15 protein-coding genes are annotated in these 16032 nt (G+C 60.1%); 7 read left to right on the plus strand and 8 right to left on the minus strand.

Translation table 11 applies throughout. From position 1 onward, the window contains the following. Positions 1-50: 50 nt before the first annotated feature. Both N2A98_RS12540 and N2A98_RS12545 read left to right on the plus strand, forming a co-directional pair. A complete protein-coding gene (locus N2A98_RS12540) occupies positions 51-1697 on the plus strand; it encodes a VRR-NUC domain-containing protein (protein WP_275623532.1) in 1647 nt (548 codons plus the stop codon). Next, positions 1694-3955, plus strand: a complete 2262-nt coding sequence (locus tag N2A98_RS12545; RefSeq protein WP_275623533.1) for an ATP-dependent DNA helicase — start codon at positions 1694-1696, stop codon at positions 3953-3955. Before N2A98_RS12540 ends, N2A98_RS12545 begins: the two co-directional genes overlap by 4 nt. A gap of 103 nt (positions 3956-4058) precedes the next feature. Here N2A98_RS12545 and N2A98_RS12550 read toward each other — a convergent pair whose 3' ends face one another. Then, positions 4059-5009 (minus strand): alpha-E domain-containing protein, encoded by a 951-nt coding sequence (locus N2A98_RS12550; RefSeq protein WP_044273752.1) that lies wholly within the window; start codon positions 5007-5009, stop codon positions 4059-4061. Between the two features lie 2 nt (positions 5010-5011). Next, the gene (locus N2A98_RS12555) at positions 5012-6421 is read right to left on the minus strand and encodes a circularly permuted type 2 ATP-grasp protein (RefSeq protein WP_032897394.1); all 1410 of its coding nucleotides are present in this window, start codon (positions 6419-6421) and stop codon (positions 5012-5014) included. Positions 6422-6828: 407 nt separating this feature from the next. On the opposite strand from N2A98_RS12555, the gene N2A98_RS12560 reads away from it, so the two are divergent. The 3 genes from N2A98_RS12560 (at position 6829) to N2A98_RS12570 (ending at position 7818) form a co-directional block, all read left to right on the plus strand. Continuing rightward, positions 6829-7374, plus strand: a complete 546-nt coding sequence (locus N2A98_RS12560; RefSeq protein ID WP_014718415.1) for a hypothetical protein — start codon at positions 6829-6831, stop codon at positions 7372-7374. 85 nt (positions 7375-7459) lie between these two features. Continuing rightward, a complete protein-coding gene (locus N2A98_RS12565) occupies positions 7460-7672 on the plus strand; it encodes a hypothetical protein (protein ID WP_047710832.1) in 213 nt (70 codons plus the stop codon). 11 nt (positions 7673-7683) lie between these two features. Then, entirely contained in the window at positions 7684-7818 is a 135-nt protein-coding gene (locus tag N2A98_RS12570) for a hypothetical protein (protein ID WP_003191171.1), read from the plus strand. Here N2A98_RS12570 and N2A98_RS12575 read toward each other — a convergent pair. From N2A98_RS12575 to N2A98_RS12590, 4 genes are all read right to left on the minus strand, one after another. Beyond that, positions 7809-8156: a helix-turn-helix domain-containing protein gene (locus tag N2A98_RS12575; protein WP_047710833.1), complete on the minus strand. Its 348-nt coding sequence runs from the start codon at positions 8154-8156 to the stop codon at positions 7809-7811. The two genes, N2A98_RS12570 and N2A98_RS12575, sit on opposite strands and share 10 nt — an antisense overlap. Positions 8157-8211: 55 nt before the next feature. Next, positions 8212-9558: a cation:proton antiporter gene (locus tag N2A98_RS12580; protein ID WP_275623534.1), complete on the minus strand. Its 1347-nt coding sequence runs from the start codon at positions 9556-9558 to the stop codon at positions 8212-8214. A 344-nt stretch (positions 9559-9902) separates the two neighbouring features. After that, positions 9903-10226 (minus strand): thioredoxin domain-containing protein, encoded by a 324-nt coding sequence (locus tag N2A98_RS12585; RefSeq protein WP_275623535.1) that lies wholly within the window; start codon positions 10224-10226, stop codon positions 9903-9905. Between the two features lie 211 nt (positions 10227-10437). Next, the gene (locus N2A98_RS12590) at positions 10438-10881 is read right to left on the minus strand and encodes an Lrp/AsnC family transcriptional regulator (protein ID WP_032897385.1); all 444 of its coding nucleotides are present in this window, start codon (positions 10879-10881) and stop codon (positions 10438-10440) included. A 108-nt stretch (positions 10882-10989) separates the two neighbouring features. Here N2A98_RS12590 and N2A98_RS12595 point away from each other — a divergent pair, with 108 nt between their 5' ends. Then, a complete protein-coding gene (locus N2A98_RS12595; protein ID WP_275623536.1) occupies positions 10990-11898 on the plus strand; it encodes a DMT family transporter in 909 nt (302 codons plus the stop codon). A gap of 44 nt (positions 11899-11942) precedes the next feature. Here N2A98_RS12595 and N2A98_RS12600 read toward each other — a convergent pair whose 3' ends face one another. Together N2A98_RS12600 and N2A98_RS12605 are read right to left on the minus strand one after the other, a co-directional pair. Beyond that, complete coding sequence (locus tag N2A98_RS12600; RefSeq protein WP_275623537.1) at positions 11943-13922, minus strand: U32 family peptidase; 1980 nt, start codon at positions 13920-13922, stop codon at positions 11943-11945. Positions 13923-14691: 769 nt separating this feature from the next. Next, positions 14692-15072, minus strand: coding sequence for a RidA family protein (locus N2A98_RS12605; RefSeq protein ID WP_275623538.1), 381 nt, complete (start codon positions 15070-15072; stop codon positions 14692-14694). A 148-nt stretch (positions 15073-15220) separates the two neighbouring features. Between N2A98_RS12605 and N2A98_RS12610 the strand changes: the two genes are divergently transcribed. Next, entirely contained in the window at positions 15221-16027 is an 807-nt protein-coding gene (locus N2A98_RS12610) for a hypothetical protein (protein ID WP_275623539.1), read from the plus strand. Positions 16028-16032 lie beyond the last annotated feature (5 nt).

Here is a 16032-nt window from a genome sequence, read left to right on the forward strand (position 1 = left end):
CTTTGCCCCGGCACTCTGTATGCATAACCAGTATTTGATTGCTTCGCGCCATGGCCAATCCCCTCGAAGACCCCTTGTATTACCTGCATAACTTCCGCCAAGTGCTGGTGTGGTTGGGGCAGCGCTATGCCGACTTGCTCGATGCGCACGAACAGCATTTCATTCAGCAATTTGACAGGTTGCCCCAGGCCTCCCAGGCGTTGTTGGTGCGGATGGTGATGCGCAAGGGCGTGCATTTTCGCGCTGCCAGGCTCCATTACCTGGAAATCGGTTGCCCTCATGCGGCGGCAGGGCCATTGCGGGAGTTGGGATGGGTAGAGGATCAAAGCCCGCTGCCGTTTGCCACCCTGTTTGCTCTGCTGCAAAAAAGTGAACTGCTCGGCGCCTTCAAACCCTGGATCGACCAACCCAAGGGCAACAAGGCCGATTGGCTTGAACCCTTGGCCGCGCAATTTAGCGAACCGCGCAGCTTTGCCCAGTGGTGCCCCGACGTGGACGATGTGCTGTATAGCCTGACGGTCATGGAGTTGTGTGATCGCCTGCGCCTGATGTTCTTCGGCAACCTGCACCAGGACTGGTCGGAATTCGTGTTGGCAGATCTCGGCATCTACACCTATGAAAAAGTCGAGTTCTGCGCTGAGTCTCGCGGTTTACGCAGCCGCGACGACGTGCATGGGTTTCTATTCCTGCACCAGTGCCAGCAAGCCTTTGAAGCCGGTGAGGCACTGGATACGGTGTTGGCGCAGGTCGCCACGCTGTGCACCGACAACCCCTGGCTGGAAAAGCGTCGCGCCAAGCTGTTGTTCCAGATCGGCCAGTATTGCGAACGTTGCGCCGAGCTGGCACTGGCCGAACAGATCTACCGCAATTGCACTCATCCCGGTGCGCGGGCGCGGCTGATCCGCGTACTGGAGCGCCAGGAGGATTATGCCCAAGCCATGGCCCTGGCGACCGAGGCGCAACAGTCCCCCCACAACGCAGCGGAACAACAACACCTGCTGCGCGTCGTGCCGCGCCTGCGCCGCAAACTTGGCGGGCCGGCGCTGCCCAGGGCCAAGCCCCAAGCGGTGGCGCGCCTGGACCTGGCGCTGGTGCAGGAGCCGCTGCTGTCGGTGGAGTCCTGTGTGCTGGCGCACCTGAGTGAACCGGATGCGCCGGTGCATTACGTCGAGAATGGCCTGATCAATTCGCTGTTTGGCTTGCTGTGCTGGGAAGCGATTTTCGCACCGCTGCCAGGGGCGTTCTTCCACCCGTTCCAGCGCGGGCCGGCGGACTTGCACAGCGAGGACTTTTATCAGCGCCGTGAAGCCTTGTTTGCCGCGTGTTTTGCACAACTGGAGGACGGTCGCTACAAGGCCAGCATCCGCCAACGCTATGTGGACAAATGGGGCATTCAGTCGCCGTTCGTGTTCTGGAACCTGCTCAGCGAAGAACTGCTGGAGCAAGCCCTGGCCTGCCTGCCCGCCGAGCACTTGCGTCATTGGTTCACGCGCCTGTTGCAGGATATCCGTGCCAACCGGGCCGGGATGCCGGACCTTATCCAGTTCTGGCCGGCGCAAAACACCTATCGCATGATCGAGGTCAAGGGCCCCGGCGACCGCCTGCAGGACAACCAGTTGCGCTGGCTGGCGTTCTGCGGTGAATACCAGATGCCGGTCACCGTTTGCTACGTGCGCTGGGCGGAGCAACCCGCTTGAGTTACAGCGTGGCCGTGCGGGCGCTGTGTGAGTTCACCGCCAAGGTCGGCGACCTCGACCTGCGCTTTACGCCGTCGCCCAGCGCCCAGGAAGGCATTGTCGGCCATCGTACGGTGGCGTCCCGGCGCAGCGCGCATTATCAGCATGAGGTCGCCCTGGAGGGCGACTTCCAGCAGCTCAAGGTGCGGGGCAGGGCAGACGGCTACGACCCGGACGCCAACCGCCTGGAAGAAGTCAAGACCTACCGTGGCGACCTCGCCGCCCAGCCCGCCAACCATCGGCAACTGCACTGGGCCCAGGTCAAGGTGTATGGCTGGCTGATGTGCCAGAAACTCGGGCTCGATCACATTGACCTTGCGCTGGTGTACTTCGATATCGTCGGAGAAGGCGAAACCGTACTGAACCAGCGATTCGAGGCGCCAGGCCTTGAGCAGTTCTTCAATCAGCAATGCGCGCTGTTCCTGGACTGGGCCCGGCAAGAGATGCAGCATCGTGACGCACGTAACGCCGCTGCGCAGAGCCTGGCGTTTCCCCATGCCGACTTCCGTACCGGGCAACGCGACTTGGCCGAGTCGGTCTACAAAGCGGTGACTACGGGCCGGTGCCTGATGGCCCAGGCGCCCACTGGCATTGGCAAGACCATCGGCACCATCTTCCCGCTGCTCAAGGCCCTGGCGCCGCAGCAACTGGACAAGCTGTTCTTCCTCACCGCCAAGACGCCCGGGCGCAAGCTGGCCCTGGATGCCGCCCAAGTGCTGTACGACAGCAGCCCCGAGCTGTCACTGCGCGTGCTTGAACTGGTGGCACGGGACAAAGCGTGCGAACACCTGGACAAAGCCTGTCACGGTGACTCCTGCCCGTTGGCCAAGGGGTTTTACGACCGCCTGCCTGCCGCTCGCCAGGCTGCGTCCCAGGTGCGCTTGCTCGACCAGCGCAGCCTGCGCAACGTGGCGCTGGCCCACCAGGTATGCCCGTACTACCTGAGCCAGGAAATGGCGCGCTGGAGCGACCTGATCGTCGCCGACTATAACTATTATTTCGACTTTGGCGCCATGCTGTTCGGCCTGGCCCAGCTCAACCAATGGCGCGTCGCGGTGCTGGTGGACGAGGCGCACAACCTGGTCGACCGGGCGCGCTCGATGTACAGCGCCAGCCTGGACCAGTACAGCCTCAAGACCTTGCGCGAGAGCGCGCCCGAGACACTGAAGAAGCCCTTGCAGCGCTTGAACCGCGAGTGGAATGCGTTGCACAAGGACCAACTCGCGCCGTATCAGGCATACGCGGCCAAACCAGACAAACTGCTCCAGGCCCTGAGCCTGTGCACCAGCGCAATGGGCGACTACTTCAACGACCACCCCGAAGCCCTCAGCGGTGACTTGCAAGCCTTCTACTTCGACGCGCTGCAATGGGCCAAAGTGGCCGAGCTGTTCAATGAGCACTTTATCTTCGATATCACTAAACGCCAGTTCAGCGCCAAGCGCAGCAGCTCGACCCTGTGCCTGCGCAATGTGGTGCCGGCCGAGTTCATTCGGCCCAGGCTGACCGCCGCACGCAGCAGTGTGCTGTTTTCCGCGACCCTGAGCCCGCGCCATTATTACGCGGACTTGCTGGGCCTGCCGGCGGATACCGCCTGGGTTGATGTGGCGTCACCGTTCAATGCCGAGCAATTGCAGGTCAGCATCGTTGACCGCATCTCCACGCGGTTTGTGCATCGCCAGGCGTCGCTGGAACCCATTGTGGAACTGCTCGCCCGGCAATTCGCCGCGCAACCGGGTAACTACCTGGCGTTTTTCTCAAGCTTCGATTACCTGCAACAGGTGGCCCAGTTAATGGCCGAACGGCACCCACAGATTGCGTTGTGGCTGCAGGCGCGGGGCATGGCCGAGGCCGAGCGCCAAGCGTTTTTGGACCAGTTTACCCACCACAGCCAGGGCATTGGCTTTGCGGTGCTGGGCGGTGCGTTTGGCGAAGGTATCGACCTGCCCGGAGCGCGCCTGATCGGTGCCTTTATCGCCACCCTGGGTTTGCCGCAGCTCAACCCGGTGAATGAACAGATCAAGGCACGCATGGGCGCGGTCTTTGGCGCGGGGTATGACTACACCTACCTGTATCCCGGTATTCAGAAAGTGGTGCAGGCAGCGGGGAGGGTGATCCGCAGCCAGCAGGATCGCGGGGTGGTGATGCTGATCGACGACCGCTTTGGCGAATCGCGGGTACGCCAGTTGCTCCCACGTTGGTGGGCGATCAACCCCCTGTAGGAGCGAGCTTGCTCGCGAAAAACGTCAACGATAACGCGGGTTTTCTGAATAAACGCGGCGCCGGTGAGTTTTTCGCGAGCGAGCTCGCTCCTACAGGTGTGTGTTAGACCACTTCCAGGTAGGAGCTTTGTATCTCCCGCGCCAACTCACGCACTGTGTCGATGAATTCTGTCAGCCGAGTATGCAGCCCATCTTCCAGAATCTCATCAATCCCCGTGTACCGCAGCCGCGCCTCGAACTCCGCCGCCAGGCGTTGCGCCGTGCGCCCATAACTGCCGGGCAGGTCGGCCAGGATATGGCTCAATTCCTCGATGCAGGCATGCAGCGAACGGGGCACATCGCTGCGCAACAGCAACAGCTCGGATACCGAGCGTGCATTCAAGGCATTCGGATACAGCTCGGTATACGCCTCGAACGACGACAACGCGCGCAGCAGGGCGCTCCACTGGTAATAACCGCGTGCCGACAGGTCGCTGACTTCTTCCGACTCTTCGCCGAACATCTCATAGCGTGCATCCAGCAGGCGCAGGGTGTTATCGGCGCGCTCGACAAAGGTGCCCAGGCGAATGAAGCGGTAGGCGTCATTGCGCATGATGGTGCCCGAGGTTGCGCCACGAAACAGGTGTGAGCGTTGTTTGACCCAATCACAGAAGTGGCTGATGCCATGCCGTGCCAGGCCGCCGGCGGCGATGCTGCGCATTTCCAGCCAGGTGGCGTTGAGGTTTTCCCACATATCGGCGGTAATGCGCCCGCGTACCGCATGGGCATTGCCTCGGGCGGCGCGCAGGCAGTTGTAAATGCTCGCGGGGTTTTCTGCATCGAGGGCAAAGAAGTGCAACATGCGCTCGGCATCCAGGGTCTGGTGCCGTTCCAGGTAGTTGTCCAGGGTGCCGCTGCTGAGCAACGACATCGCCAATTCGTCCAAGCCATCGCTGCGCCCGGCCTGGGGCATCAAGGACAGCGAATAACTGACTTCCAGCATGCGTGCCAGGTTCTCGGCACGCTCCAGGTAGCGGGACATCCAATACAGATCTGCAGCCGTTCTACTCAGCATACTCAGCCCTCCACCACCCAGGTGTCCTTGGTTCCACCGCCTTGCGACGAGTTGACGACCAGCGAGCCTTCCTTCAGCGCCACGCGGGTCAAGCCTCCGGGCACCAGGCGGGTTTCCTTGCCCGAGAGCACGAAGGGCCGCAGGTCGATGTGCCGGGGTGCGATGCCGTTTTCGACAAAGGTCGGGCAGGTGGACAGGCTCAGGGTCGGTTGGGCGATATACGCATGGGGACGCGCCTTGATGCGCTGGCGGAAGTCCTCGATCTCGGCGGCCGTCGACGCCGGGCCCACCAGCATGCCGTAGCCGCCGGAGCCCTGGGTTTCCTTGACCACCAACTGCTCGAGGTTGGCCAACACATGGGACAGTTCATCGGGCTTGCGGCATTGGAAGGTCGGCACGTTCTGCAGGATCGGTTCCTCGTCCAGGTAGAAGCGGATCATGGCCGGTACGTAGGGGTAGATCGACTTGTCGTCAGCCACGCCGGTGCCGATGGCGTTGGCCAGCACCACATTGCCGGCGCAGTAAGCCGCCACCAGCCCGGGCACGCCGAGCATTGACTCGGGGTTAAACGCCTGGGGGTCGAGGAAAGCGTCGTCGATGCGCCGGTAGATCACGTCCACGGCCTTGGGGCCGTCGGTGGTGCGCATGAACACCTTGAGGTCCTGCACGAACAGATCGGCGCCTTCCACCAGTTCCACGCCCATTTCCCGGGCAAGGAACGCGTGTTCGAAGAAGGCGCTGTTGAAGCGCCCTGGAGTCAGGACGACCACGTTGGGATTGTCCAGGCGGCTGGAACTCTTCAAGGTCTTGAGCAGCAGGTTAGGGTAATGATCCACTGGCGCAATGCGCTGTTTGGCGAACACTTCCGGGAACAGGCGCATCATCATCTTGCGGTCTTCGAGCATGTAGCTCACGCCGCTGGGGGTGCGCAGGTTGTCTTCCAGCACGTAGTAGGTACCGTCGCCGTCGCGTACCAGGTCGACGCCGGAGATGTGCGAATAGATGCCGCGGTGCAGGTCAAGACCGACCATGGCTTTCTGATAGCCTTCATTGCCCAGGACCTGGTCGGCGGGGATGATGCCGGCCTTGATAATGCGCTGGTCGTGGTAGATGTCGGCGAGGAACATGTTCAATGCATTAACCCGCTGGATACAGCCGCGCTCGATCAGGCTCCATTCACTGGCGGGGATGCTGCGGGGAATGATGTCGAAGGGAATCAAGCGTTCGGTGTCTTGCTCGTCGCCATACAGGGTGAAGGTGATCCCGGCGCGATGGAAAAGCAAATCCGCTTCACGGCGACGCTGGGCCAGCAGTTCCGGCGGCGTGTTGGCCAGCCAGCGAGAGAAGTCCTGATAGTGCGCACGGCATACGCCGTTTGCGTCATTCATTTCATCAAAGAAAGATCGAGCCATTCCAGTACCTTGTCAGTGCCCAGTGTGGCTTTGGGTGGCACTGCCGCTTAAAAAAACGCATGTTTTTATGAGCCCGTGGCTGAAGGTGCCAACAGACCTGGTCCTTACTTTCTTATGGGGGCGGCTCTGGGTCGGGGGGTAACGCATGCTCCTGTTTTCGGGGTGGTGAATGGATAAAGCAATGCCTGTGCCGGAATGCCGTTAATCCCCTGTAGGAGCGAGCTTGCTCGCGAAAAACTCACCGGCACCGCGTTTAATCAGGCAGCCCGCGTTAGCATTGACGTTTTTCGCGAGCAAGCTCGCTCCTACAGAGGGCGGTGGTCGCCCTGAATTGGTGCGTGAACCTACTTGAACTTCACCAGGCCCCGATTCTTCTAAGGAGTTTCGTCACCTTGTGGAGCACCGTCGTGTCCAGAATCATCTCCCCCCACACTCCGGAAGCGGCCCTGAACGACCACAGCGAACACAACGCAAAGATTTTCGGCTCGCCCAAGGACCGCCTAGACTTTTACCGGCGCGAGATCCAGTACGAAACCAGCATCCTGGCCAACCGCACCGACGCCTACCTGACGGCGCAATCCTTCCTGGTGATTGCCTTTGTTTCCGGCATGGGTAACCTCAACCCGGAATGGGGCAAGCTGTTCACGCTGGTGGTGCCGATCTTCCTGGTTTCGCTGGGTATTCTCAGCTCGCTGAACGCTTGGCCCGGTATCCGTGCGGCGTATGAAATCATCGACCACTGGCACTACAAGCAAAGCGAATTGCTGCGCAGCGAGCCGGTGATGGGCATGGCCTACGATGAGTCGCCGCTGTTTTCCGAGGTGGAGTCGAGCCACAAGGGCTATCGCAAGTCGCTGTTGTTTTCCATGCGTGCGCCATGGCTGTTCATGGTGTTCTGGCTGGTGTTGGGCATCTATGCGTTCTATATCCAGGTGGACAACCCGCTGCGCTGAGCAAGCGAACGGAACTTCAGCCGTGGCCATGACGCCTTACCTCTATGCGGTACAGATTTTTTATCGGCCTGCAAAGAGGTGCCTCATGACCCAATCTGATGATCCACAGACTAACAATCGCAATGACCCCGCGATCGACGGCGGCGAGCCTGCCCCTGGCACCGCCGCCGATGCGCCCAAGGATCCAACGCCTGCGAGCGACCCAAAGGCCAAGGAAAACGACTACAGTCCAGACTTCAAGCCTGAGCGCGAGCACAAGCCTGAAACCGATGCCGATATCGATACCCAAGGCGGTTAGAGGAGACGCACATGTCAAAAGAACTGGACGAAGAACTCAACGACCCCGGCAACGAAGACCCGGGGTCGTTGATGGACGATGCCGAGGTACCGCTGAACGACTTGGATGAAGCGGCGGACGTTGGCAACACTGAAAATCAGGACTGATCCGGCGGCGGGCCCGAGGGGTTACTGAGCTTGAAGTAGACTTCTTCCTCGGCCCCGCCGTCCAGCGACACCTCCTGACCCACCACGCGGTTATCGATCAGCGTCTGCGCCTGATCGCGGCTGATATTGACCACCGTGCTGCGCTTGCCGGTGATCACATACACCACATCCACCCCATGCTCGGCCAAGGCTGCCAGGTAGTCGGCATGGGGCAGGTCTTCGCCCAGTTCATATTGACGTTGCTCGCGTGTGGTCACGCCGCCTGCCTGTGCCAGGTATTGCTGCGAATATCCCAGGCGTTGGCGTTCCTCAAGCAATCGTTGGGCGATGTTTTTCATTGGCTGACTCGCACTGTAGGTCCTGACTGTTTGAAACCCCGGCGCGGTGCAGGATTCAATTTTTTTGCGCAGCCTGACGCTCATACCACACCAGCATCGGCTGAGTACTCAGGCCATGGACCAGGATGCTCAACGCGATGACCGACAGCGTCAGGTTGACCGCCACCTCGCTGCTGGTGCCCACCAGCCCATGGTTGAGCGCATAAAACAGGTAGTAAATGCTGCCGATCCCACGAATGCCGAACCAACTGACCAGGCTGCGTTGCCGACGGTCCAGCAGGCGGCCCCACGGCATGGCGAATACGCTGGCGGGGCGGATCACACAGAACAGCAGCGGCGCTACCGCCAACGCGCGCCACTCCCAGTGGCTGACCAGCACGATGCCCAAGACTGTTACCAGGAACACCTCCATGGCCCGCTCCACCAGGCTGCCGAAGGCCAGCATGTCGCCCATCATCACGCCTGCTGCGATCTGGGTGTCTTTCAGGTGGCTGACGTCGCCATGCAAGGCTTGTTCGGGCTCGATTTCAAGGTGGCCCACCACCGGTTGCGCCAGGTGCTCGGCGGGTGTCTGGGCGTTGCCAGTGGACTTCACTTCGGCCTGACGCAACCCCAGGCCCGCCGCGAAGACCGACAGGAAGCCATAGCCGCCCACGGCTTCGGCGCTCACATAGGCGAGGGCGATCAATGCCAGTGTCAGGTAATCATTGGGCGAGAGGGTGCTGTCGGCATTGATCAGGCGCAGGCGCAACGTCACACGGCCGATACCTCGCCCCATCCAGTAGCCGATCAATAGCCCGACCGGCACCGCCCACACCAGGTTTTTCAGCAGCCAGCCGCCGACCCAGTCACCATCGAAGCCGCCGTGTTGCATGAACAGCAGGCCGAAGATCACAAACGGAAAGGCGCTGCCGTCGTTGAGCCCCGCTTCGCCGGACAGGCCGAAGCGCAGCGCGTCGTAGTCCTGGGCATTGTTGACCTGAACCAGGCCCGCCAGCACTGGGTCGGTCGGCGCCAAAATCGCGCCCACCAGCAATGACACGCCCCACGACAGATCCAGCAGGTAATGCAGCAACAGGCCGGTACCGAGGATGGTCAGCAGCATGACCGGGCCGGCCAGGCCGAAGGCGATGCGCCAGGTGCGATGCCTGAGTGGCAGGCGCAGTTTCAGGCCGCTGACGAACAGCGAAAACAGCACCGCCACTTCGGTCAGGTGCTCCATCCAGCGCGCCGAACCCTTGATGTCCAGGTGCAGCAGGTCCACGCCCAACGGGCCGATGGCGATACCCAGCAGCAGGCACACCGCCGAGGTGGTGACTGGCATCCAGCGCAGGTAGGAGGAGGTGAGGGCGAGGGTCAGCAGCACCGCGCCCAATACGGCCAACCATAAAATGAACGTCATTGTGCGTGTACCCGGCCGTGGTTCATTCAGGTTGGAGGGCCGTGGCCGAGTGCGGGTTCAAACAATCACCGGGTTGAAGTGGCTTCTGTGGGAGCTGGCTTGCCCGCGAATGCGGCGTGTCAGTCACTGAATATTCAACTGAACCATCGCTATCGCAGGCAAGCCAGCTCCCACACTGGTTATGTATTGCCCACAGAATCAGCGCCCGGCGCAGATCCCCTGTGGGAGCGGGCTTGCCCGCGAATGCGGTATACCCGCCAACATAGTCGGTGACTGACACCCTGTATTCGCGAGCAAGCCCGCTCCCACACTTGACTGTGTTTGGCCTGGAAGATCGTAAAGGGTCACAAGTTGCGATCGAGAAAGGCGCTCAGATCGGTTTTTGCAAAAATGCCTTCCTTGGTTGCGTCATGTTCCCCCTTCTTGAAAAGAAATACGGTTGGTAGGGCACGTACGCCATATTTATTGGGTGTTTGTGTGTTTTCGTTCGTATTCAGCTTGGTAACGGTTAACCTGCCCGCGTAGTCAGGTGCTAAGCCTTCAAGAATAGGTTCCAGCAACTTACAGGACTGACTTAACTCATGCCAAAAGAACACCAGAACTGGGCCGTTTGCTTTGAGAACATCCGCGTCAAATGAATCATCTGTAACAACTTGAATATAGCTCATGAAAATCTTCCTTTTATCTTTAATGAGCATCAGAACCGGCACTTTGCCTGCCTTGTACTGCGAGGCATCACCGGAAGGCATTTAAAATTAACAACTGCCACAAGCACACGCGCCTGTGAAAACTGACAGTTTTTTAGATTGATCGGCGATAGAGCTGGCCGAGTTCACATGCCGCCATGACCTTCCCTTGGCATGGCGCTAATCACAAACCTCAGCGATCCCCCAGCGGCGGCAGGCGCCGTTTCACCGGGGTTTTCTTCACGATCGCCGTGTTGGTTTCGGCATACCCATTGATCCGGTCCAGCAGGCTGTCCAACTGGTCCATGGTGCGCACATGCAGGCGGGCGATGAAGCAGTCCTCGCCGGTGACCTTGTCGCATTCGGTGAACTCGGGTATCGCCTGGATCTGGCGCTCCACTTCCTGCAATTTGCCGGGCAGGGGGCGGATGCGCACGATGGCTTGCAACAGGTAGCCGAAGTGCTTGGGGTCGATGTCGACGGTGTAGTGGGTCAGCACGCCGCGTTCCTCCAGGCGGCGCAGGCGTTCGCTGACGCTGGGCGAGGACAGCCCGGTGATGCCTGCCAGGGCTTTGAGGGACAGCCGCGAGTCGTCCATCAAGGCGGCGATCAATTGCTGGTCGATGGTGTCGATCATGGTCTGTGCCTAATAAGAAAAGGTGAATTCGGGGTTTTGCCTTTTTTAGACGCTGTAGCCGTCGCGGACAGATTGCCATACTGGAGCTTCACTTGAGGAGCTTCAATCATGGATTCATCCATCCGTCGCGGGTCGTGGGAAATGGTCGCCGCCATGCTGATCTCGGGCAGTATTGGCTGGTTTGTGCTGGTGTCTGGCGTGTCGGTGATCGAAGTGGTGTTCTGGCGCTGCGTGATCGGCGCGCTGACACTGTTGCTGGTGTGCGCCTGGCTGGGTTACCTGCGTGTAGACCTGCTCAGTTGGGCAAAACTGGGGCTGGCCGTGCTCAGCGGCGTGGCCATTGTCGGCAACTGGCTGCTGCTGTTTGAATCCTATTCCCGGGCATCCATCGCTATCAGCACCGCGGTGTACAACGTGCAGCCGTTTATGTTGGTGATGCTGGCGGCGGTGTTTCTGGGTGAGAAGATCACCGTGCAGAAACTGGCGTGGTTGAGCGTGGCGTTCCTGGGCATGTTGGCGATTGTCACCGCCCATGGCGAGCAGGCGGGTGGCGGTGATTATCTGGTAGGCATCGCGCTGGCCCTGGGCGCGGCATTTTTGTATGCGATCGCTGCGTTGATCATCAAGCGCCTCAAGGAAGTACCGCCGCATTTGATGGCGTTGATCCAGGTGGCCACTGGCGCGGTACTCCTGGCGCCGTTGGTACCCTGGAATGGCTTGCCTGCGTCCACAAATGCCTGGGCTGCGCTGCTGACCTTGGGGGTCGTGCATACCGGGTTGATGTATGTGCTGCTGTATGGCGCGATCCAGAAACTACCGACCGCCATTACCGGCGCACTGTCGTTCATCTACCCGATTGCAGCGATCTTTGTGGATTGGATTGCGTTCGGGCATCGCCTGGGGTGGCTGCAATGGCTGGGCGTGGCGGCGATTCTGCTGGCAGCGGCGGGGTTGCAGCGGGGCTGGTGGTGGCCCCGCAACCTCGGTAGGAGCGAGCTTGCTCGCGAACAAGGTTAACGATGACGCAGCGCATCGGGGGGAAACGCGGCGTCAGATGAGGGTTAGTGCGTGCCTTGGTAGATAAGGTTTTCCGGGTTGAAATGCTCCACCGCGCTGCCGGGCTGCGGCAGGCCGAGGATATGCCCCTTGATCTTGCCTACCACGTGCATCTCGCAAGGTTTGCAGTCGAACTTCAGGGTCAGCACTTCGTCACCGTGGATCAACTGCATCGGCGCCACCTTGGTCTTCACCCCGGTCACGCCCTTGGCCTGTTTAGGGCACAGGTTGAATGAGAAACGCAGGCAGTGCTTGGTGATCATCACCGGCACTTCGCCGGTTTCTTCGTGGGCTTCGAAGGCCGCGTCGATCAGCTTTACGCCGTGACGATGGTAGAAGTCCCGGGCCTTCTGGTTGTAAACGTTGGCCAGGAACGACAGATGCGCGTCAGGGTAAACCGGCGGCGGCGAGGTTTCAGCCTTGCGCCCACCCCGTGGGTGCGCGGCGACGCGTGCGGCAGTCAGCGCTTCGATCACTTCACGGCGCAAGGCCTTGAGCTGCGAGTTGGGGATGAAGAACGCCTGCGGCGCATCCAGCTCGATGCGGGTGGCATGGTATTCGGTGGTGCCGAGCTGGCCGAGCAGGTCGCGCAGGGTGTCCAGCGCCTGTTCTGGCTTGTTGGCCACGCCAAACGGGCCGGGCAGGGTGACGCTGGCGCTGATGCCTTCTTCGCTGGTCGCGATGATTTGCAGCTGCTCTTCACGCAGGCGCGCGACCCATGACAAGCCGATACGGCGCTCGGCCGACGTCTTGAGCAGGGCCTGCTGCCAGTTGTGGTCCAGGTTGCGGTTGAGCGGGTGATGGGGGCGCAGTTGATGCAGGCCGGCCGGCATTTCGTTGGGCTCGACGCGGTAGCGGTAGCGCTTCTCACCGTCTTCCTCGAACTCACCCTTGGGCTCGGCGATATTGGCGCGAAAGCCCACCACTTCACGCTTGATCAGCACATTCAGACCGTCGCCGTTGGACAGCGGCTCATGGGTGACCACCTGCAAGTCGCGCTTGCCGGCTTTTTCCACGGTGCCCACGGGCAGGCCGGTGAAGGTCGGGGTGTCAAAGGCGCCGATGTCGATCTTGCGGTCGCTGACAAAGTAGTCGGTGCTGCCACGGTGGAAGGTTTTTTCCGGGTCGGGCAGGAAGAAGTGCGCGGTACGGCCGCTGGAAGCGCGGGCCAGGTCCGGGCGGTCTTCGAGGATCTCGTCGAGGCGCTGGCGGTAGTAGGCGGTGATGTTCTTCACATAGCCCATGTCCTTGTAGCGGCCTTCGATCTTGAACGAGCGCACGCCCGCTTCGACCAGGGCGCGCAGGTTGGCGCTCTGGTTGTTGTCTTTCATCGACAGCAGGTGCTTTTCAAAAGCAACCACGCGGCCTTGGTCATCTTTCAAGGTGTAGGGCAGGCGGCAGGCCTGGGAGCAGTCGCCACGGTTGGCGCTGCGGCCATTTTGCGCGTGGGAGATATTGCACTGGCCGGAGAAGGCTACGCACAGGGCGCCGTGGATAAAGAACTCGATGGCCGCATCGGTCTCATCGGCAATGGCGCGGATCTCTTGCAAGTTCAACTCGCGGGCCAATACCAACTGCGAGAAACCAGCCTGGTCAAGGAACTTGGCCCGGCCCAGGGTGCGGATGTCGGTCTGGGTGCTGGCGTGCAGCTCGATCGGCGGAATATCCAGCTCCATCACGCCCAGGTCTTGCACGATCAACGCATCGACACCGGCATCGTAGAGCTGATGGATCAGCTTGCGTGCGGGCTCCAGCTCGTTGTCATGCAGGATGGTGTTGATGGTGGTGAAGACGCGCGCGTGGTAACGGCGGGCGAATTCCACCAGTTGAGCGATATCGCTCACCTCGTTACACGCATTATGGCGGGCGCCGAAGCTCGGCCCGCCGATATAAACGGCGTCGGCGCCGTGCAGGATAGCCTCGCGCGCAATGGCGACATCGCGGGCAGGGCTGAGCAATTCCAGGTGATGCTTGGGCAAGGACATAGTTTTTTTAGTCAGGCTTGTCACGGTTGAGGCGCGCATTGTAGCCGCGAAATGCCTGGGCGGCATCTACCGCAGGGCTGTCGGGCCACAGCGGCGATCCAAATGTGGGAGCTGGCTTGCCTGCGACGGCCATAGGTATCTACACAACTGTGCAGTTCGCCGCAGCCACCGGTAACCACGATGCGAAGCGAGCCGCTCTTGCTCTTGATCTGCTTTTGATCTGCTTTTGATCTTAGGCGCCCCGTCAAACCACGCTGGCCGGAATTCGACAGGGATTTGGGGGGTAAACCCGCAGGGATGCCGGTTTAGCCGCCCCGCGCCATGGATGGCGCGTGGCGGCGGCCCCCCAAATCACTGGCGGATTACGGGCACACCGAGCCTAAGCGAGGTGCCGAGTGGTGGGGCAAGAGCGTTTTGCTTACTTTTGCGCTGTTCAAAAGTGAGCCGCCGTCAGGGCGGAACCCTAAGTAGCCGTTACCTAAATAACGGATATGTACGCGCTCTGATCTAACATCCCAGTTGACTGCCAGGCCGTCTTCGCAGGCAAGCCAGCTCCCACATTTGGACTGCGGTGCGTCAGGTAGATAAGCATCGGCTCTCAGACCGTCGCGGGAGCAAGCTCCCTCACCACAGGTCCAGCGTCGCCAACGTTGCGTAGATACGTATGCTGCGATGGCGATGGAACATTCACCACCGCTACCGCAGGCAAGCCCACCTTTTTGACCGCGTTCGACATTCCGATCAGATCGGCGCTAACGGCGCCACAGATTCAAGCCTGTGCAGCCATCGCCGTTACTTCAACCCGCATGCCTTCCACCGCCAAAGCCGCAACGCCCACGGCCGCCCGCACTGGCCAGGGCTTGGCGAAAAAGCGCTTGTAGACCTCGTTGAACGCCGCACGGTCGGCCATGTCGGTGAGGTAAATAGTCAAGTGCATAACCCGGTCCATCGAACTGCCGGCTTTTTCCAGCGCGACTTTCAGCGCTTGCAGGGTGCACTCGCTTTGCAGGGTGATATCGCCCAGCTCCAGGCTGCCATCGGCACGGGTGGGAATCTGGGTGGAGACCAGGATGCCGTTGAAGCCGATCACGTCAGAGGAGATGGAATCGGCGTCCGGGTCGGGAGTGAAAGAAAGATCGTGGTTGGTCATGTAGGTCTCATATGAAGTGCGGAACAAGGTTGGCGAGCAGTTTAAGCACTGCCCGCACGAAGGTCACGGTGCCTCCTTCTGTAGTCGCAAATTCCTCTAACAGTTAAGCTTGCGCCTGCTTGTCGGTGAGCGACGATAGGGAGATTGAATGGTGGTTAAGTTAATGACGACGGCAGTATGTTGGGACATGGACGCTAACGTGTCGGCCAGTTTTGCGCACGCAGCCCCAAAGGACCTGTTTTATTTTTGCCCTTGTTGCCTTGAGGAGGTCGTTGCGGCCATTTCAATTCTGGGCAACTTCTATTTCAGGGCACTGAATTCTCACAAACCGCGCTGCGTAAACGAAAAAGCACCGTCTCACGGGTCTGCGTTTCCAGGAGTGTCAGCTCCGAGGCCGGCCTACACCACGCCACCGCTTATCCCAAGCCACTTGGGCAAACTTTCCACGCGGCGCAAAAACACCAAGCCATTGGTAACCGAGATGCAAGCTCTGGCTTCTTTGCTCCAAGCGTCGACTGCCCCGGTTATACACCCCGGTACGTTGGCTGAAGTTGTTGAAGCATGGTCTGCTATGTCCGTAAACGTCCGTCAGCAAACGTCACTATCTATTTCGGGCCAGCAACTGACCTATTTCGATGCGTTTGCACAGCTCACTGCCGCTCAAAAGAGCATTGCGTCCCTGGGGTGTGATCGACTCATCACTTATGCTCAGGCGACGGTGTCGCTGCTGGATAACGTTGTTTTAGTCGTCACTTGGCTCAAGTTCGATACACAAAACAAACCAGTGCCGATTAGGGTAAAAATCAAGCGCAGTGATCTCGTAGCCAATCAGTTGGCCCAAGGTCAGCACGTAAGGCTGTTTCTGCATGGTCCTGCCCCTGTACTCAATGCTCAGCAAAAATACTTCGAAATGCAGAATATCAGCGAGTACCTGGGATTCATTGTGATGACGTAAAACAA

The sequence above is a fragment of the Pseudomonas sp. FJ2-5-13 genome, from assembly GCF_029201605.1.
GTDB lineage: Bacteria > Pseudomonadota > Gammaproteobacteria > Pseudomonadales > Pseudomonadaceae > Aquipseudomonas > Aquipseudomonas lactis.